Source organism: Leisingera caerulea DSM 24564 (assembly GCF_000473325.1).
Lineage (GTDB): Bacteria > Pseudomonadota > Alphaproteobacteria > Rhodobacterales > Rhodobacteraceae > Leisingera > Leisingera caerulea.
Window position 1 is genome coordinate 67900 of the sequence record NZ_AXBI01000001.1, and the last position, 17314, is coordinate 85213.

18 protein-coding genes and 2 pseudogenes are annotated in these 17314 nt (G+C 59.7%); 8 read left to right on the forward strand and 12 right to left on the reverse strand.

What is annotated here, in order from left to right; all coding sequences use genetic code 11:
* Positions 1–88: 88 nt before the first annotated feature.
* The 5 genes from CAER_RS0100360 to ubiT form a co-directional block, all read right to left on the reverse strand.
* Positions 89–1108: an IS110 family RNA-guided transposase gene (locus CAER_RS0100360; protein WP_027233561.1), complete on the reverse strand. Its 1020-nt coding sequence runs from the start codon at positions 1106–1108 to the stop codon at positions 89–91.
* 201 nt (positions 1109–1309) lie between these two features.
* The gene (locus tag CAER_RS0100365) at positions 1310–2518 is read right to left on the reverse strand and encodes an NnrS family protein (RefSeq protein ID WP_027233562.1); all 1209 of its coding nucleotides are present in this window, start codon (positions 2516–2518) and stop codon (positions 1310–1312) included.
* Positions 2515–3420 (reverse strand): ubiquinone anaerobic biosynthesis protein UbiV, encoded by a 906-nt coding sequence (ubiV, locus tag CAER_RS0100370; protein ID WP_027233563.1) that lies wholly within the window; start codon positions 3418–3420, stop codon positions 2515–2517. The genes CAER_RS0100365 and ubiV overlap by 4 nt, the downstream gene beginning before the upstream one ends.
* A gap of 4 nt (positions 3421–3424) precedes the next feature.
* Positions 3425–4402 carry a ubiquinone anaerobic biosynthesis protein UbiU gene (gene ubiU, locus CAER_RS0100375; protein ID WP_027233564.1) on the reverse strand — a complete coding sequence of 326 codons (978 nt, stop codon included), beginning with the start codon at positions 4400–4402 and terminating at the stop codon, positions 3425–3427.
* Positions 4402–4881: a ubiquinone anaerobic biosynthesis accessory factor UbiT gene (gene ubiT / locus CAER_RS0100380; protein WP_245597301.1), complete on the reverse strand. Its 480-nt coding sequence runs from the start codon at positions 4879–4881 to the stop codon at positions 4402–4404. The genes ubiU and ubiT overlap by 1 nt, the downstream gene beginning before the upstream one ends.
* 199 nt (positions 4882–5080) lie before the next feature.
* On the opposite strand from ubiT, the gene CAER_RS0100385 reads away from it, so the two are divergent.
* Together CAER_RS0100385 and CAER_RS0100390 are read left to right on the forward strand one after the other, a co-directional pair.
* Positions 5081–6589, forward strand: coding sequence for a UbiD family decarboxylase (locus CAER_RS0100385; protein ID WP_027233566.1), 1509 nt, complete (start codon positions 5081–5083; stop codon positions 6587–6589).
* Positions 6586–7164, forward strand: coding sequence for a UbiX family flavin prenyltransferase (locus CAER_RS0100390; protein ID WP_027233567.1), 579 nt, complete (start codon positions 6586–6588; stop codon positions 7162–7164). The genes CAER_RS0100385 and CAER_RS0100390 overlap by 4 nt, the downstream gene beginning before the upstream one ends.
* A gap of 21 nt (positions 7165–7185) precedes the next feature.
* Here CAER_RS0100390 and CAER_RS30715 read toward each other — a convergent pair.
* Positions 7186–7269: pseudogene (locus CAER_RS30715) on the reverse strand (transposase); the annotation flags it as partial.
* Between the two features lie 309 nt (positions 7270–7578).
* Between CAER_RS30715 and CAER_RS29445 the strand changes: the two are divergent.
* From CAER_RS29445 to CAER_RS0100395, 3 genes are all read left to right on the forward strand, one after another.
* Positions 7579–7731 carry a hypothetical protein gene (locus tag CAER_RS29445; RefSeq protein ID WP_154667598.1) on the forward strand — a complete coding sequence of 51 codons (153 nt, stop codon included), beginning with the start codon at positions 7579–7581 and terminating at the stop codon, positions 7729–7731.
* A 107-nt stretch (positions 7732–7838) separates the two neighbouring features.
* Positions 7839–8153 (forward strand): transposase, encoded by a 315-nt coding sequence (locus CAER_RS30720; protein ID WP_084299294.1) that lies wholly within the window; start codon positions 7839–7841, stop codon positions 8151–8153.
* Positions 8154–8216: 63 nt separating this feature from the next.
* Positions 8217–8510 (forward strand): transposase, encoded by a 294-nt coding sequence (locus CAER_RS0100395; RefSeq protein ID WP_027233568.1) that lies wholly within the window; start codon positions 8217–8219, stop codon positions 8508–8510.
* A gap of 490 nt (positions 8511–9000) precedes the next feature.
* Here the strand turns inward: CAER_RS0100395 and CAER_RS29065 are convergent, their stop codons facing one another.
* Positions 9001–9687 (reverse strand): Crp/Fnr family transcriptional regulator, encoded by a 687-nt coding sequence (locus CAER_RS29065; protein ID WP_084299296.1) that lies wholly within the window; start codon positions 9685–9687, stop codon positions 9001–9003.
* Between the two features lie 389 nt (positions 9688–10076).
* Positions 10077–10517, reverse strand: coding sequence for an HIT family protein (locus CAER_RS0100420; protein WP_027233571.1), 441 nt, complete (start codon positions 10515–10517; stop codon positions 10077–10079).
* 463 nt (positions 10518–10980) lie between these two features.
* On the opposite strand from CAER_RS0100420, the gene CAER_RS0100425 reads away from it, so the two are divergent.
* Positions 10981–12129, forward strand: a complete 1149-nt coding sequence (locus tag CAER_RS0100425; protein WP_036796619.1) for an HPP family protein — start codon at positions 10981–10983, stop codon at positions 12127–12129.
* A gap of 171 nt (positions 12130–12300) precedes the next feature.
* On the opposite strand, the gene CAER_RS0100430 is transcribed toward CAER_RS0100425, so the two are convergent.
* From CAER_RS0100430 to CAER_RS27020, 3 genes are all read right to left on the reverse strand, one after another.
* Positions 12301–12699 carry a hypothetical protein gene (locus CAER_RS0100430; RefSeq protein ID WP_154667599.1) on the reverse strand — a complete coding sequence of 133 codons (399 nt, stop codon included), beginning with the start codon at positions 12697–12699 and terminating at the stop codon, positions 12301–12303.
* Between the two features lie 206 nt (positions 12700–12905).
* Positions 12906–13550 (reverse strand): 5-formyltetrahydrofolate cyclo-ligase, encoded by a 645-nt coding sequence (locus CAER_RS27015; protein WP_084299298.1) that lies wholly within the window; start codon positions 13548–13550, stop codon positions 12906–12908.
* Positions 13551–13603: 53 nt separating this feature from the next.
* Positions 13604–14797, reverse strand: coding sequence for an NAD(P)H-dependent flavin oxidoreductase (locus tag CAER_RS27020; protein WP_245597302.1), 1194 nt, complete (start codon positions 14795–14797; stop codon positions 13604–13606).
* Between the two features lie 85 nt (positions 14798–14882).
* Between CAER_RS27020 and CAER_RS0100445 the strand changes: the two genes are divergently transcribed.
* On the forward strand, positions 14883–15299 hold the full coding sequence (locus CAER_RS0100445; RefSeq protein WP_027233574.1) for an RrF2 family transcriptional regulator: 417 nt from the start codon (positions 14883–14885) through the stop codon (positions 15297–15299).
* A gap of 685 nt (positions 15300–15984) precedes the next feature.
* Here CAER_RS0100445 and CAER_RS0100450 read toward each other — a convergent pair.
* Positions 15985–16611: pseudogene (locus CAER_RS0100450) on the reverse strand (biotin/lipoyl-containing protein); the annotation flags it as partial.
* On the opposite strand from CAER_RS0100450, the gene CAER_RS0100455 reads away from it, so the two are divergent.
* Positions 16591–17301 carry an IS6 family transposase gene (locus CAER_RS0100455; protein WP_027233576.1) on the forward strand — a complete coding sequence of 237 codons (711 nt, stop codon included), beginning with the start codon at positions 16591–16593 and terminating at the stop codon, positions 17299–17301. The pseudogene CAER_RS0100450 and the gene CAER_RS0100455 overlap by 21 nt on opposite strands.
* Positions 17302–17314 lie beyond the last annotated feature (13 nt).

Below are 17314 nucleotides of genomic sequence, written 5' to 3' on the forward strand. Positions count from 1 at the left end.
GACATTGGTCGGAGTGTCCTTGCTCTTGGTTGACTTAAGTCCGCATCATCACATCAAGCGTCTTGCATCTCTGGGCAGGCTTGCCTTGTCAGGCGGCCGGCTGCCGGTATTCCTGTTGTTTCGTCAGTATTGCCCAGATGACCCGGGCGCTTTTGTTGGCCATCGCGACTGTCGCCAGCCGGAACGGTTTCCCTGCAAGAATCCTGGCGCTCCAGATATCGATGCGCTCTGGGTGTTTCCTGCCCATTAGCGCGCGGGACGTCATGCCGGTGATCAGAAGCTTGCGGATGTATCTGTCGCCCTTCTTGGTGATTTTGCCGAGCTTCTCTTTGCCGCCGCTGGACTTGTTGAGCGGGGTCAGGCCCAGCCAAGCTGCAAGATCGCGGCCGGTCCGGAATTGCTTCGCGTCGCCGATGGTCGCCACGATGGCGGAGGCAGTGATCGGGCCGATGCCGGGCATACGCATCAGGCGCCGGGCGCCGGCATGCAGCAGCGCATGTTTTTCAATCATCTTTGAAAAGCCTTCAACGCGCTCGTGAACTCCAAGGAATTGGTAGCAGACCGTGCCCAGAATGCCGCTTGCCAGATCGGGCATGCCGGGCCGTTCCCCTTCAAGGTGGCGCTTGGCGAAGGCAGTCACAGCCTCAATCCCGCTCCGCAGCACATGGCCGAATTCGCGCAGAAGGCTGCGGATCATATTAGCCAGCTGTGTGCGCTGCCGGACCGCGAGATCCCGGGTGCGGTGCAGTGCCAGGATTGCCTGCTGGTCTTCGGATTTCACTTCGACGAAGCGCATTGTTGGCCGGCGGACAGCTTCGCAGATCGCCTCGGCATCAGCGGCGTCTGTCTTGCCGCGCTTTACGTATGGTTTGACATAGGCCGCCGGCATCAGGCGGACATCATGGCCCAGCCTTCTGAGCTCCCGGCCCCAGTAGTGGGCAGAGCCGCAGGCTTCCATGCCGACAACACAGCGCGGAAGTGCCTCGAAAAACGCGAGCAGTTTCGCGCGCTTGATCTTTTTGTTGAAAATCTTGCGGCCGGCGGCGGAAATCCCGTGAACCTGGAACACGTCCTTGGCCAGATCCAGTCCAACTGTTTTAACTGTCATTGGACAGCTCCTTTCCGAGCAGTCGTTGATAACTGCAGTATGGCGCATTGCGACGCCGGTGGAGCAGGAGCCACCCACTCCATCCGCAGAGGGCTCATACCGTAGGTTCGCCGCGCTGTGGACCAACAGCTGCCATTCAGAAAGATGTTTAGAGTGTCATTTCACCCGCCTAGCAATAGACCCCTTTCCGGTGAAACCATTTCAAGGCTGCCTGAAGCTACGGCCGCTTAGAGCAGGTCGGCGAACCGGGCCAATGAGGGAAGGCAGGAAACCTAAAGTAAATGCAATCCAGCCGACGCACCAAAGCATACCCGCAGCAGCAATCAACCCGTCCGCAAATGTCGGCGAGAGCGGAACAGCCAGCCGGATCCAGACTGTGAGCCAGATCAGAATAGCTCCGGTGGTAAACCCCTTGCCTGCGCGCATGATACCGTCGCTGGAATGGGCGCTGGCCCGCCCGGTGATGGCCACGATCAGACCTGACATGGCGCCAATGGTGATGGAATGAAGGGCAGCGGACGAAGGGTAATCAAAAAGGCCCAGGCCGGTGGCGCCCGCGGCCATTGCGCCAAAGGGCAGCCAGAGCCAGGCCAGGTGCAGCGCTGCCAGCAGCGGGTTGCAGAGGGCAACCGCCGTTCTCCATCCCAGCGAGGACCAGAACATGGCTATGGCAGCTGCAATCAATACGGCATTTGCTGCTTCGGCAGCGCCGGCCAGCTGCAATGCAAGTACGAGCGCCAGCAGCCCCTGTGAAACAGCCCTGATCAGCGGGCGTTCCCTGACACGCACTGTTGTGCGGCCTGACAGCGCCAGCCAATTGCAGGTGAACGCAGGTATCGCCCGCGAAGCTACGCTGAACAGGAGCAGGACGAGGCCGGTCAGGACAGATTGCGCAAGGTCCAGGCTGCTCCAGACATTTCCGGCGGCGGCATTTGACAGGTAAGCAGCCTCGCTCAGTCCCAAGGCCAGAACGGCGCAGGCAAAGCCAAGTTTGCAAAATGCCCGGGCTGCGGTCAGTTCGTGCAGAAGATACCCGGCAAGGCCAAGAAAAAATGCGGCGTTCACGAATAGAATGGCGTCAAGCGGCGCTGCCGCGGATATTGCTGTCGCGGCGCGGGCCAGCAGCCAGAGCGAAACCAAAACCTTCAGGCCGGGGCCGCGCAAAGGCGGTCGCCCAGTCCAGCCTGGCAGCGCCGTCAGCAGGTAGCCGGCAATGGCAGCGGAGGCAAAACCAAAGAGAAGCTCATGAACATGCCACAAAACCGCTGGCTGCAATCCCGGCTCCGGCAATCCCAGCTGCACGCCCAGTGGCCACCAAACGACAGAAAGGAGGGCACACAGAAACCCAAAAAGGAACAGCGGACGGTATGGAGCGTCCCAAAAGACGCTGTAGTCCCCGCGCTTGATCATGGTGACATTGGAGCACCAGTCCAGAACACGCCACTAGGACCGGTTAGGAACCCGTCGCTCAGGCGCGTATGCGGAGATGCTTCCTGCAATTCCGCGGCAATGGCGCCAGTTGGCACTGTGCCATTCAACCGGTCGCGGTAGACTTGGCACAGCCGGATGAAGCCCTGGGACTGCGGCGACAGGCGCAGGGCAGACACCCCGGCTTCGGTCAGTGCCTCAATCTGGTAGTCGGCGCAGGCATAGCTGTGCGACAGGGTCTGCACCCCGTTCATCGCCATGAAGGGCTGATCTTCCAGCGTCCGCACCTCCAGCCCGTCCGGGTCATTCTCGCAAGCAAATTGGCAGTTGTCCTTGGCCCGCTTGTGCAGCCGGGCATGATAGCAGCGCCCCGAGATCGCCAGCGGCAGCCGCCCGTGGCCCCAAACCTCAATGGCAACGCCCAGCTCCTTGCTTGCGCGGGTGAGTGTCTTGACCGACGCAAGCGGCAGCTCCGGCGGCAGGCAGACACGCGTGGCCCCCAGCGATGCCAGCCAGGCCAAAGTGCCCTCGTTGTAGACATTGACCAGCGGCCCCACATGAAAGCCCATGCCCTTGGGCAAATGCGCCAGCGCCGTCAGGTCGTTGATTTCAACCGTCACTCCCATTGCGGCAAGGTCCGCCGTCAGATTGCGCTCGCGCTTGAGGGTGACAAGGGCGAGGCTGGTCAGCACCACCTCCTTGCCCGCTTCCGCCAGCAGAGCAAGCGCCTCGGGGATGCGGTCCTGGTAGAAGGGCAGGCGTTTGGAGCAAACCAGCTCGCCCAGAACGACGCGGTCAACAGGAGCCTCGGCCAAAGCGACATAAAACGCGCTCCAGTTTTCGGCCGGCCAGAAGAATTGGTTCGGCCCGACGGTCAGTTCCATTCTGTTATCTCCAGGTTTTCTTGTAGGCGCCTGTGGTCATCGCCTGACCTTCCGACAGCCGCGCCAGCATGCCGTGCGGCAGCGGCTTGCCTGCCTCCAGCGCATCAACCGAAGCGCGGAAGTTGCGCACGACCTGCGCCACGTAGGACTTCGAGCGCTGACGCCCTTCGATTTTCAGCGCGGTGACACCGGCCTTTCGCAGCTGCGGGATAAGCTGCTCGGCATTGAGGCTGACAGGATCTTCGAACAGGTGGCCGGTCTGGCTGCCGGCGGAGAAGCAGCCTTTGCACAGGGTCGGGTAGGGCGCGGGTTCGTCCTTGGCCACGCGATGGATGGTAAATCCGCCGAGCTTTGCATCCAGGGCGCCATCGTCGTCGCGGTACTCCACATGGCTGGCGGGGGAGCAGACGCCGTTCATGTTGGGCGACAGCCCGGTTGCATAAGACGAGAGCGAACAGCGCCCCTCGGCCATCACACACAGCCCGCCAAAGACAAAGACTTCGGTTTCCACTTCCGTTTCTGCATTGATGGCCGCGATTTCCGGCACCGACAAAACCCGCGGCAGCACCACCCGTTTCACGCCGAAAGTGCTGGCGTAGAAATTAATAATGTCGGCATTGGCGGCCGCAGCCTGGACCGAAAGGTGCAGGCGCAGGCCGGGGTTGATGCGCGCCGCGTAATCCAGCAAGCCGGGGTCCGCCAGTATCACAGCATCCGCGCCTGATAGTGCAGCGTCGTCAATGGCGCGGTGCCAGAGCGACTGGCCGCCTGCGCGGGGAAAGGTGTTGATCGCCACCAGCACCTTGGCGCCGTGGCCATGGGCAAAAGCCACGCCTTCGCGCATCTCCGCGCGGTCAAAGTTGAGGCCCGGGAAATTGCGGGCGTTGGTTTCGTCGTTAAAGCCGCAATAGACAGTATGCGCCCCGGCCTTGACGGCGGCACGCAGGGCCGCGGGAGTTCCTGCGGGGCAAACGATTTCCATTACCATGCCGCTTCATCCTCCGGCCGGGCGAGGGAAACTCCGGTGCGCTGCTCGGCAAAGGCAACGGCCCGCAACAGAAAGCGGGCAAACGGCCCGGACATCGCGGCGATTTCCTGCGACAGGTCCAGTTCTGCATCGTCCACCGCGTTGCGTAGCGCCAGCGCCGCGGCAGTATCGCCTTCGATCACCAGGTCCCGGGAGAAGAACAGTGCATCTCCGTCATAGGCCCCATGCACCAGCCCTATAAGCGCAGCAAGCGGGCCGGAAATCCGGGCATCGCCGTCGCAATTTCCGCGCACTGCGCGGACTTTCGGCTGGCCGCCATTGGCTTCAAGGCAAAGAACAATGGGCAGATCGGCAGGATCCAGGACAAACCGCTTACGGCCGTGCTCGCCCAGGCGACGGAACAGGCCCGGGTGACGCTTGGCAATCCGCCGGGAACAGGCCGTGAGAGAAAGCGATACGGGAACAAGGGGCACGACACGCAGCAGCCGCGCAAGGGCCGCCGGGCAAATTGGAATCTGTGGCTGGGCGTGTGGCAAAAATTAATCCTTTCCCGCCGGTGGCTTCATCTGCAGCGGGTGTATGGCCCCGCACGCGGCCGGAGTTTGACGGCGGACAAATTCGCGGCCCGAAACTTTGCTAGGGATCGGCGGAAATCAGCACTGGAGCGGTCCCATTCGTACTCTTCCGCCATATCCCAGCCTCCGCCATTTCCTGGATTGGTGTGCGTCTAAAGGGCAGTTGCAGAGGATTTCCGATCCGGTTTCCGTGCGCCATCAGATGACGGCGGTGCACCGCACCGTGCTGGAGGCTGGAGGCCCGGTGCTGCAATTCGACCGCCCGGGTCTGGAAAGCGGCCAGGTTTCGGGCATCCCGGTCGTGGTGAACCTGTTCGGGACCGCTGAACGCGTGGCGGCCGGGCTTGGAGTCGCACAGGACGGCCTGGATGATCTGGGAAGCTTTCTTGCGGCGCTCGGATCACCGGCGCCGCCGGATAGCCTGCGCGATGCCTTGTCCCGCTGGCCCATGCTAAAGGCAGCGCTGTCCACCCGTCCGAAGCGGGTGAAATCCGCGCCGGTTCTGGCCGTCACCCGCGAGGGGCCGGATGCCAGCCTGGAGACACTGCCGGTGCAGACCCACTGGCCCGGGGACGCCGGGCCGCTGATCACCTGGCCTGTGGTGCTCACCCGGCCGCATGGCAGCGCGCCGGAAGCAGTCAACTGCTACAATGCGGGGGTCTACCGGACCCAGGTTCTGGATCGCTCGCGGCTGATCATGCGCTGGCTCCCGCACCGCGGCGGCGCTGCACATCACCGCAGCTGGGCGGGAAATGGCGAACCAATGCCGGTTGCCGTGGTTCTGGGGGCAGACCCGGCCACACTGCTGTCCGCGGCGCTGCCCTTGCCGGAAACCGTGTCGGAGCTGACCTTTGCCGGTGCCCTCAGCGGCGTGCGCCCGCGCCTGGTACCCTGCAAGACCATCCCGCTGATGGTGCCCGCCGACGCCGAAATCGTGGTGGAGGGATGGGTGTCAGCCGCGGAAACCGTGCCCGAAGGCCCCTTCGGCGATCACACGGGCTATTACAACCCGGCCGAGCCCTTTCCCGTTATGCGAGTCAGTGCGGTGACCCATAGAGAGAACCCTCTATACCTGTCGACCTATACCGGGCGGCCGCCGGATGAGCCTGCCATCATCGGCGAGGTCTTCAACCGGCTGGCCCTGCCAACGGTCCGGGTGCAGATCCCGGAGATCCGCGACCTGTGGCTGCCTCCTGCTGCCTGTTCCTACCGCATCGCCATTGTCAGTATCGACAAACGCTACCCCGGACAGGCCCGCCGGGTGATGATGGCGCTGTGGGGGATGCTGCCGCAGTTCAGCTATACCAAGATGATGATCACCGTGGACGCCGATGTTGACCCGCGGAACTGGGATGACATCGCTTGGGTGCTGGCCACACGCATGGACCCGAGCCGCGATGTCATGATATTGGAGAATACCCCGATGGATTACTTGGACTTCGCCTCGCCCCAGCCGGGGCTGGCAGGCAAGATCGGCATCGACGCCACAACGAAGATCGGCAGCGAGACTGCCCGCGACTGGGGGCAGGTCATGCAAGCGGATGCAAAAGATCAAGCTTTTGCAGAGGATATAGTGTCCCGGCTGATGCCGGAGCTGATGACATGAGCAAGCATCGGGTTGTGCTGGGGGTCTCGGGTGCCTCCGGGGCCGCGCTAAGCCTGGCGGCCGCACGGCATCTGCTGCAGCTGGGGGCCGAAATTGATCTGGTCACCAGCGCCGCAGCGGAGCGGACCTTGGTCCATGAATGCGGACCGGAAGCCGTGGAAACCCTGAGAAGCATTGCTGCACGCTGCCATCCTGTGCACGATATCGGTGCCGCCATCGCCTCTGGCTCGGTGCCGGTGTCGGGGATGATAGTAGCACCGTGTTCCATGCGCTCCTTGGCTGCCATCGCGCATGGGTTTGACGACAACCTTCTGACCCGGGCAGCGGGTGTGCAGCTGAAAGAGCGCAGGCGCCTAGTCCTTCTGACAAGGGAAACACCGCTGACTTTGGCGCATCTTCGAAACATGGCAGCAGTGACCGAAATGGGTGCCATCGTGATGCCGCCAGTTCCTGCATTCTATCTTGCGCACACAACGTTGACGGATATTGCCAACCAGGTTGCCGCCCGTGCGGTTGACCTGTTGACTGTATCCCCTCCTCGAGCGCAACCTTGGTCACCCGGGCCTGAAGGCTAGCTAGCTACCGCTAACTTTGGTCTGCTTGCCTCCGGTTGAATGCTGCTGTGGCACCAAACCCAACCATGCTGCAACGTCCCGTGCTGTTCTAAAGCGCGCCGGGTCATCGCGCACGCAAAAGCTTGAGTAACCGGATTGAAGGATGCCACGGGCCAACCCGAAAACACAAGAAGCTGATGGGGCAGTTTAAATCTCCCACGCAGGCCTAGAGGTTTCTGGCAGCCCTCGACCAGATGAACACCGTCTTTCGTCCCCGCCGCTATCAACTTTCCGCCGTCTCGTACCGTCATGCAGAGCAGATGCTTTGGACCTCTTGAACAGCTATGCTGCCGAAATGACCGCCTGAAAGGCCGAGGCCTGACCCTTCTCAATCACGCCCAAACGACTTGGCAATCCCGATTAAAGAGTACACCCATGAACAAAAACGAAATCCAGCTTCTAAATAGTTTGGCGAACACATTGCTTGGTATGACAACTGACCCGCGCATTCCTTCGGATGCGAAGCGTATACTTAAAGAGCAAGCTGTTCGCGTCTACCAAATAACTGAAAACCAGTTGAAAGAATGACAGTATCTCCGAAAACCTCGGGCTGACCGGCTTGTCATGTGGTGCCGTGTTGTGTGGATCGGTTTGCCGGCGTAGCTGGTCGTTTGATTTGACAGCGGGATGCCGGGGTGCCTTTCAAGTTCCACACGTCGCGGCGGGATAAATTTGCGAAGGCAAAGTGCCGGGTAACAAACTGGGCCGAATACAACGAGGCCCTGCGACTGCGTGGTAACGTAACGGTCTGGTTCAGCGAGGAAGCAGTGTGTGGATGGTGCGCAGCGCGTTCTGGAAAGCGGAGCGGTCAGCGGCAATATTCTGATGTGGCGATTGAGACCTGCCTTGCCCTGCGCCTTGTGTTCGGTCTGCCGCTTCGGCAAACCCAGAGGTTCGCGCCGATCAAGCGGCCAGCCACGGGCCCGATGTCTCTCACTGTCGATAGTTGAAGTAGTCCCAGGAAACCGGACAGTTGGCTAAGGTGTATCCCAAACCTTTGAAGGGATACGAAAATGGCGATGCACCGAAACTTTATAGATCAGTTTAGGGCCAAGGTTGCGCTCGAGGCGCTGCGTGGTGACAAGATCGTTCAGGAGATCGCGGCGAAGCATCAACTGCATCCGAACCAGGTCAGTACCTGGAACCGGCAGGCCATTGCTGGGATGGCGGACGTGTTCTCCGATGGCAAGCAAAGCGTTCCGACGAAGGCAGAGGTCAAAGAACTGCAAACCAAAATCGGGAGGTTGGCAGTCGAGAATGATGCCCTCCAATCCTCCCGCCAAGCCCAGACATCAGCACCGCGCTGACACCTGAATTTTACAGGCGGTTTGAATGGCCGTTGTCCGGTTGCGTGTTCTTTGGGAAGCGCCGCAGATGGGTTGGGCAGGTTCGAGCCCATACCGGAAATGCTGAAAATTTGCTGCGTACGCACGCTGCGCACCGGTACGCAGCATCGCCGAATTTCTCCCGCTGCACCGCCGAAGGAAATGCGGTTGTACCGGCAGCCTATGACCTGAGCCCCTGGATCTCTTCCCGTTTTGTGTAGAGCCCGCCCAACCAATGGACGGACAAAAAAAGACGAGATTCACCGACGAGCAGATCATTCAGATGATTAAGGAGCAGGGGGAGGTCTTTGAAAAGTGGACGGAGCGGCCAACTCAGGGTTCGCCATCGTAGTCAAACGCTGCAGTACAGATTCACTAGCCCGGTCATTAGCACGGCGCGGAAACTAATATGATGATCGATTTTCACCTGAGGTGATGTTCAATAATTCATTTCTGATGAGTAGGTAAGTTTCTAGGAAATAATCCCACCGTCGCTGTCGTCTCCAGTCATTGAAAACAGAGCCTGGTAGTCCTTGATCAAAACGTATTGGGACCGCAGAATTTCCAGCACACCCTCTTCCTGAAGTTGATGAAGCTGACGGCTGATTGTGGCGGCGGAGAGACCCAGAAAGTTGGCAATTTGGTGGCGTTTGAGCAGCAGGTCCAGCTCTGGAAAGTTGAGATTTTGAAGGCGGTCTGCCATTTGGCGCCGGCGTCGTGTTAGCAGAACCAGATAGCTTGCAACTCTTTCGCGAGCAGTTTTTCTCCCAAGCAAGACCATCCACTTACGAGCGCGCTCGAGTTCTTCAAACTTTCTTTCGAGAAGGTGCCTTGCCAACTCGGGTTCCTGATCGGAAAAGTGCTCAAAATCTTTGACACACAGACAGCAGAGTTCGACTGGGCCCACTGCAACGACCGTATGAGATGCCTGTCTGCGACCTGGGCTTCCCAAAACGTCCGATGGAAAGAGCAACCCTACTATCTGAGACCTGCCATCTTGAAGGCTGCTTTTGATGCAAGCGTGACCCTGAACAATAGTTGCAACGAAAGGCATTTCACGGCCTTTCAAAATCACCGTTTCTCCGTCGCTGAAGCGGCGGTGCCTCTTATCACTTGGCCAGTGACAACCTTGGGGTTGGATATTTACATGCTGAGGCATCGCACAATGTTTGGCAATCTGATTAACAAAATAAGGCAGGTCCGAAACTAGCGGCACCGTCAAAGGAACATCTTTTCCGTATCTAAACAGCTACTAGTTGAGTTGACACTAAGATAGTGTCGCGCGCAATTTCAACCCTTTCCTGACACCCTGCCAACATCCTTTCGATGCTGCCTTTCGCTGTATGAAAGGCTCCTCCACCAGATGGTTAGACCCCTTTAGGGTTCAGGATAAATGTCGACTTCCAAAGCCGAGCCATACCATATTGGCTGTTGCAATCTCTTCCTGCACTCCATGAAATGGAGCCCTCGTGTCGTCACTCGGGCTTGTTCATGCCAATCATGGTTCAGGTAGCCCACCGCCGCCAAGCTGCGGCTGGTGTCCTCCATTCAGCAAGCTTCTGCCAGGCGGGCGCGGATGCGGTCGGCCGTAAGGGCAAGCGCCGCACCGCCGGGGCTCGGGGGCAAAGAAAATTCATCGAAGCCGTCATCGAGATACCGCGCCGAGGTTACATCATGGCGGTGAAACATAGGCACAACATGGGCATGGGCGTGCGGCACGTGGATGCCGGTGTAGAAGAACGAAACGCGCTCAGCGCCCCATTCGCGTTTCATCGCGCGTGCCAACCGCTGACCCGCAGACATGATCCGTAATGCGGTGGGTTCGGGCAGGTCCTCGAACCAGGGATGGTGCTGCTTGGGAATGATCAGGGCGTGGCCTTCGCGGATCGGGTGAAGATCGAGAAACGCAAGCACGAGGTCATCCTCGATGAGCTTGTGTGCGGGCACTTCCGCACGGGCAATCTGGCAAAAGATGCAGGTATCGGTCATTCAAGTCCCCATTCAGCAGCGTCATGCCCGGGCCACGCTACAGCGTCTGGCGCCCGCCGCAAGACAATGCTGAAACGGCTAGGAATTGGCTGACGCTGTACCGTATGTCCGAGGTCGGCCGTGATCCCGCAGCATCACCCATGGGTGCAGCCGCCTGCGGACCGGCAGCTTTCAAATGGCGACCCTGATGCTTCGCCCTCTGAGCAGCTCTGCGATCGCTTCGGGTTCAGACGGTTGCTTCGGGCTGCCTGCCTTCTTCACACCAAGCCTAGCGACCGTATGGGCTTTTGTAGGGGCATGATGCAAGTGCTGCATCTCGGCAAGGCGCCGGCGCCAGGCAGGCCGCCGCTCGCGACCAGCAGGGACGGCCGGCGACCACTGCAGCGGCATCTCAGTTGAATGACAGGTTGAACCTTTAACAAACTGATGAAATTTTGCGCATATCTCATTCGGAGGCGCGCATTTGCTCAATCTGAAATCACTTGGCCCCGCTGTTGCCCGCGTCTCAGGCGTTGAAGCCATACGTGCCGGGTTTGGTGCCCTCATCGGTTTGGGGTTAACCGGGTTTTTTCTTTTGTCTCCTCAAATCGACCCAGAATTGGGCCTCTATCTCGTGGCTCCATTCGGGGCGTCCTCCGTCCTCCTTTTCGCGGTACCAAACAGCCCTCTGGCGCAACCTTGGTCGGCGATTATCGGCAATACCGTTGCTGCCTTAGTGGGCGTGGCCGTCTGCCTTCTGGTGGCGGATCAGACGCTTCGGATCGCCCTGGCGGTGGGCCTTGCGATCACCGCAACCATCCTGTGCCGCGCCGTTCATCCTCCGGCAGGAGCGGTCGCGATGACTGCAGCCATGTCCCCGGACGCCATCGCACAACTGGGTTTCTGGTTCGCGCTTGCACCCATAGCTGTCGGAACGGCAACTCTAGTAGTGCTTGCAACCCTCTATGCAAGGCTCACCGGGCGGCACTACCCGTTCCGGCAATTCGATGATCCTAGTAAGCATGCAACAGGAGACCGCAACCCGACAGAACGGCTCGGACTCTCCGAGCAAGAGCTGACTGGTATCCTTGAACGTTACAGCCAGTCCTTCAATCTCGGCGCCGAGGATCTCGCGCGGCTGATCGGCGCAGCAGAACTTCAGGCCGCAGCTCAGTCTTCTGGCCCCCTGACTGCACAGGATATCATGTCCCGTAGCCTCATCACCGTCGGCTTGAAAACCTCCCTCGGCGAGATCGCGGACTTGTTTCAACAGCATCGGTTTACATCATTGCCTGTCGTGGGGGCCGATGAGGCGTTCAAAGGGGTCATTTTCCAGATGCATCTCATCAACCAGGCTCGGTCCGACGCGCTGCGCCTGAAGCGAGGCTATTGGGCTGCGCTGCGGCGCCTTCTGGACCGTGAATGGCAAAAGCAGATGACTGCGGGGGACATAATGAGCGCAGCTGTACCCCGCGCTACCACCAACACTCCGATTGGTGTGCTGCTCCCAATGATGGCGGACGGGGACACCGATGCTGTCCCCGTGCTCGAATATGGAAAAATCGTCGGCATTGTCACTCGGACGGACCTGATTGCCGCAATCGCCAGAAATGCGGCGCGCGGTCGAGGGTGATCCTCAATCCTCCAGCAGGCAGTTATGTAACTGATTGGCATCGGCGAATGTCGGATTGGTCCGCACCGCGTGAACTTTTCAGGGCGCAAACCTAGAAGTTGCAGCCAATTTTCACTTTGTCCCGCATAGAGTGAGTTCGTGACGGATGTGACTAAGGTCAGCTAGGGCCTGTCACTGATCCCGGCCAGACTTCCGGCATTCTAATTCCGCAAGCTCTGCGAATTGGTCGGCGGCAGCGTTCCATTGAGTGGAAGGTACTTTCGGCCAGCCGTATGCCTCTTGAATTAGTTGCTGGGCAATAAGCACACGTTCCGGGCTTCCAACGGCAATCATCTGACTCTGCATTTCGACTGGCATGTATTGCCGAGTGAACATCACTGTATCTGCCAGCTCTCTGACCTCCTCACAGGATGAGGCGGCGAATACCGCTGCAGGTGAAATGAGACATGCGATAAGTGAAACAACGCGGAACATCACGCTCTCCTTTGGATCGTTGAAGGGAAGCAGGGCAATTGCGCCAGTGCGGCCATGTCCTTGACGGACAGCTTCGGCAAAAGCTGAAATCGCCATTCCCTTAATCGGTATTTTAAATACCTATTTGTGCGATGGGCTTAAGTCAAGCCTCAGATGGCGGCAGGTCGCTCAAAACAATAGCAGTGAAGTCAGCCCGCCAATTGTGAGTGCGCTTCGAACGAGATCCATCTGTCTGCGTAGGCAACATTCCGGTCCCAGGGTTTCAGCCAGCCGTCTGGCACCAATCCGCGTGCTGGCGTTCGTTACGCACCTACTTTTGCGTACCTTTCGCCGCCTTCAGTCAGGATAGCATCCAAAGGAATGTCGTGCGGTTGCGGGAAGATTGTAGGAAGCTGTGCGCTTTCCAAACCAATGCCAATTGAATAGGGGCGCGGCAACAATGCAGCGAGGGTCCGGTCGAAATATCCGCCACCATAACCCAGCCGGAAACCTCCAGAAGCCCAGCCCACCAGCGGCGCAAGGACAATTCCGGGAATGAGCTCGGGCGAACTGGGCGGTGGAACCGGTATGCTCCAGTCGCCGCGCACCAGCTGAGTATCTGGTGTCCACAGCCGGAAAACCAGCGGCGCAGCCTTGGTCTCGACAATCGGCAGGGCAATGGCGGCGCCCTGTGCGTGCATCTCTGCCATTAGGGGGCGCAGATCGGGTTCGCCCTTGATCGGCCAGTAGAAGGAGATAACACGCCCGTTTGCGCCGGAGAACCGGTTCCGGATCAATTCGCGCAGATGTCCGGCCAGCGCTTCTCCAACGGACTGACGGATAGCAACCGGCAATGCCAAGCGCTCCGCCCGCAGCCGGTTCCGTTCTGCCTTGCGCCAGCGGGCAACGTCAGCAGTCTGCTGCGGAGAAACCGCCTGCGGGTCGTAATGTCCGGCCTCCGCAGCCATGCAGGGTGAGGAAGCGTATCGTTTCTGATCGGGCGGGCCATCAGAACTTCGGCTCATAGTCCTGCTCCGCTGCGGTGCGAAAGGGAGTATCCGAGAATCTGCTCTGCTTCGTTGACAATATCCCCGATACGGCTTGCTGCCGGTACAATCCGGCTGATGGCCCCCGCGCCTTGTCCTGCAAACAGAGCCATTGCCTCAAGGTCTCCAGTTGTTGTCCGCAGAGGAGAATCCGTGCTGAACCGCAGGCGCGGCTGGGATCCGTCCCAGGCGATCGCCTCGCGCGGCAGGGCATCCGGATCGTGGCCCAGGTAGGTACCGCCGAGTGCTTTGGTCACGCTGTTTTCCAGCACACGCACCGCCGCCCCCATTGGCCAGTTCAAGACGAAGACATCGGTCAGGACAGTATCGCCGCCGGTGGAGGTTGCGACGCGTTCCTTGTGGTAGGGGTGAGCAAAGGATTCATCTGTGGCTAGGAAGGCGGTCCCGCATTGTATGCCGGAGGCACCAATTGACAGAAACCGGGCCAGATCTTCGCCGGAAGAAAGACCCCCTGAGGCAACCACTGGTACAGACACGGCTTCCAGAATTGCTTCGGTAAGGTCGCGGACCGGGCGGCGGCCATGGACATGACCGCCTGCCTCGATCCCTTGCGCGATGATCACATCCGCGCCGGCCGCCTCTGCCGCGCGGGCGGCCTCAACTGTGCCGACCTGGTGCAAGACGAGGCAGCCTGCCGCCTTCACCCGGAAAACGGCATCGGGCACGACATCCCAAAAGAAAGTGAAGGCCGGAACACCGAGTTCCAGGCAGCAGCTGATCTGGGCATCAAGCAATCCAGGCTCGGTGGCTGCGGGGATGACATTCACCGCAAAGGGACGGTCAGTTGCGGCCCTGAGTTTTGTGACTTCTTCGGTGATCAGGTCCGGGCTTTCGCGCACCATTCCAAGCATGCCAAAGCCGCCGGCTTGGGAGACGGCGGCAGCAAGTTCCCAGCGGGATACGCCGCCCATGCCAGCCAGGAGGACCGGGTGGTCACATCCCAGCAACTTGCAAAGCGGAGCGTGCAGTGGATTGTCAATTTTCTGGCCGCTCATTCGACTATGCTCCCTTTGGCGCAAACAGTGGAAATGGCGCCCAAGGTAAGCCGCTCCACTCAATTGCGGGCTGTTCAAATCAGTCAGCGCCGATGGTTCACCGGCGAAACCACTGCCTGCGGCACATAACACGTCCGAGTGATGTGGCGGCATAGACTTGGCTGGCCTGCTTCACTCATTGAGCCTAAGTATCTTAATTGGTACAGTAAATACTTATTATAGCCGAAGGGAACCCCGCATGCGCCTAACATCTTTCACGGACTACGGACTTCGAATGCTGATGAGGATGGCGAGCCAGCCAGAGCAAGGGTTCTCGACTGCCGATCTGGCTGAGGAGTTCGGCCTTTCCCGAAATCACCTGACGAAAATCATGCAGCGGCTGGCGCGCGCCGGAATTGTTGAAACCCGGCGCGGTGCTGGTGGCGGCGCCTTCTTGTGCATGCCTGCGAAAAACATCCGTCTTGGTGAAATTGTTGAGCTGCTCGAGCAAGGACAGGCGCTGGTTGAATGCTTTGGCGCCGACGGAGGCGATTGCACGATAGATGGACGCTGCCGCTTGAAAGCCAGGCTGCGCCAGGCTGAAGCGGTATTCCTAGAGGATCTGAATCAGACAACACTTGCGGATATCGCATTACCGACACAAAGCGCAGCCTGAGGGGGCAAGGCGGAAGGCCATGTTCTCGCCTCATGCCGTCAGGCGAAACAAATCCTGGATATGCACCAGAACCTCAGGGCCTTCACACTGGCTGTGCCTGCAAGGACGGCTGCGGAAGATCCGGTCTTCCTTGTCAACTAGGCGCGATCCCGGCGGGCGCATGCTGCAAACGCCCGCAGGTTCGCTTTTCCAAAGTCAGTAGGCGATTGCCCCCCGCCCTCCGTCCAAAGCCTTAATGCGAAGACACGAACTTGCCTATGGCGGATACTTGCCGACTCCGCCCCCCATACTCTCCAGCCCTTGCTCCCGAGAAGCGCGAACATACATGTGAACAGTCAAGTCCCCATTGACCTTCCTGTTCTCGCCGTCCGTTTCCTCTCGAAACGGACGGATTTTTTTTAGCCACCTGCGCCTTTTCCGGGGGCGATGTAATTCCAATCCACGCGTTTCCTGTCGGCCCATCTCAGGATTGCCCGGCGGGAGGATTGGCGTCGGTACAAGAATGAGAACAGACCCCACAGCGCAATCGGATACAACGTCCCGATTGCCATGCATTATCCCGATGGCGTCACCAGCCCGTCATCGTGACAGAGCCGGAAAAATCCAGCTTCTGGCGGTCCAAGGTTGGGGAGCAGCGCAACGGCACATTGACGCAAGAAGACCCAGCCCAAGCAGAGCTTGTTGCTTATTCCAGCTCAACCAGCAGGTCCTTGGCGTCGATCTGGCCGCCGGCCTGAACGTGCACGGCCTTCACCACCGCGCCGCGCTCGGTGTGGATGCCGGTTTCCATCTTCATCGCTTCGATGGTCAGCAGCAGGTCGCCTTCATGCACCTGCTGGCCTGCCTGCACCGCAACCGATGCGACAACACCCGGCATCGGCGCGCCAACGTGGTTCGGGTTGCCGGCCTGTGCCTTCGGGCGGGCTTCGGTCGAGGCTTTGACCAGACGGTTCGGCACCCGGATCACGCGGGGCTGGCCGTTCAGCTCGAAGAAGACCTTCACTTCGCCCTTCTCGTCGGTGTCGGAAATCGCCTGCAGACGTATTTCCAGGGTCTTGCCCGGGTCGATCTCGGCGGTGATCTCCTCGCCCGGCTCCATGCCATAGAAGAAGGTCCGGGTCGGCAGGGTGCGGACCGGGCCGTACTGGCGGTGGCGGCCCATGTAGTCCAGGAACACCTTGGGATACATCAGATAACCGTTCAGGTCCTCGTCATCGACCTTAAAGCCTTCCAGCTGCTTGGACGGCATTGCCAAGTTGATCACGGGGTTCCGTCGGGATAGGCGGTCATCATGAAAACCGTGGCGACAATTCGACGCCTGAAGGGCTTTCGTTTTCCCCGCGAGATCATCTCCTATGCCGTCTGGGCTTACCATCGGTTTGCGCTGAGCACGGCAGATGTCGAGGATCTGCTGGCCGAACGCGGCGTGATGGTCAGCCGGGAAACCGTCCGGAACTGGGTGAACCGGTTTGGCCGCCATTTCGCCGATTGCATCAAGCGCGACAGGCCGGGCGCCAGTGACAAATGGCACTTGGATGAAGTCGTTGTTCCGATCAATGGCGTGAAGTTCTGGCTTTGGCGGGCAGTCGACGCGAATGGGAATGTGCTCGACATTCTCGTGCAAAAGCAACGTAATGCAAAGGCCGCCAGCCGGTTCTTGAAGCGGCTGATCGACCGGTTTGGCGCGCCGCGGGTCGTGATCACCGACAAGCTGCGCAGTTACATCAGGCCGATCCGCAACCTCGTGGCGAATGCTGATCATCGGGCGCACAAGGGCTTGAACAACCGGATCGAAGGATCCCATCGGCCAACCCGCAAGCGAGAGAAACTCATGGGGCGGTTCAAGTCACCCGGACAGGCTCAGAGATTTCTGGACGCACATGACCAGATCAACATGTTCTTCCGTCCCCGCCGCTATCGTCTTACCGCCACATCGTACCGCCACGCCCGATCCGATGCCTTTGATCTTTGGAACGGCTACGCACTCGAGATGACCGCATGACGGGCGCGGAGCA

Coding starts and splice junctions, on each gene's coding strand:
- CAER_RS0100455 (WP_027233576.1), top strand. CDS start 16,591: ATGAAAACCGTGGCGACAATTCGACGCCTGAAGGGCTTTCGTTTTCCC.
- CAER_RS0100395 (WP_027233568.1), top strand. CDS start 8,217: ATGGCGATGCACCGAAACTTTATAGATCAGTTTAGGGCCAAGGTTGCG.
- ubiV (WP_027233563.1), bottom strand. CDS start 3,420: ATGGAACTGACCGTCGGGCCGAACCAATTCTTCTGGCCGGCCGAAAAC.
- CAER_RS27015 (WP_084299298.1), bottom strand. CDS start 13,550: ATGGCTGCGGAGGCCGGACATTACGACCCGCAGGCGGTTTCTCCGCAG.
- ubiU (WP_027233564.1), bottom strand. CDS start 4,402: ATGGAAATCGTTTGCCCCGCAGGAACTCCCGCGGCCCTGCGTGCCGCC.
- CAER_RS0100445 (WP_027233574.1), top strand. CDS start 14,883: ATGCGCCTAACATCTTTCACGGACTACGGACTTCGAATGCTGATGAGG.
- CAER_RS0100420 (WP_027233571.1), bottom strand. CDS start 10,517: ATGACCGATACCTGCATCTTTTGCCAGATTGCCCGTGCGGAAGTGCCC.
- CAER_RS27020 (WP_245597302.1), bottom strand. CDS start 14,797: ATGCCGCCACATCACTCGGACGTGTTATGTGCCGCAGGCAGTGGTTTC.
- CAER_RS0100365 (WP_027233562.1), bottom strand. CDS start 2,518: ATGATCAAGCGCGGGGACTACAGCGTCTTTTGGGACGCTCCATACCGT.
- CAER_RS29445 (WP_154667598.1), top strand. CDS start 7,579: ATGAACAAAAACGAAATCCAGCTTCTAAATAGTTTGGCGAACACATTG.
- CAER_RS0100430 (WP_154667599.1), bottom strand. CDS start 12,699: ATGGCGATTTCAGCTTTTGCCGAAGCTGTCCGTCAAGGACATGGCCGC.
- CAER_RS29065 (WP_084299296.1), bottom strand. CDS start 9,687: ATGCCTCAGCATGTAAATATCCAACCCCAAGGTTGTCACTGGCCAAGT.
- CAER_RS0100390 (WP_027233567.1), top strand. CDS start 6,586: ATGAGCAAGCATCGGGTTGTGCTGGGGGTCTCGGGTGCCTCCGGGGCC.
- CAER_RS0100360 (WP_027233561.1), bottom strand. CDS start 1,108: ATGACAGTTAAAACAGTTGGACTGGATCTGGCCAAGGACGTGTTCCAG.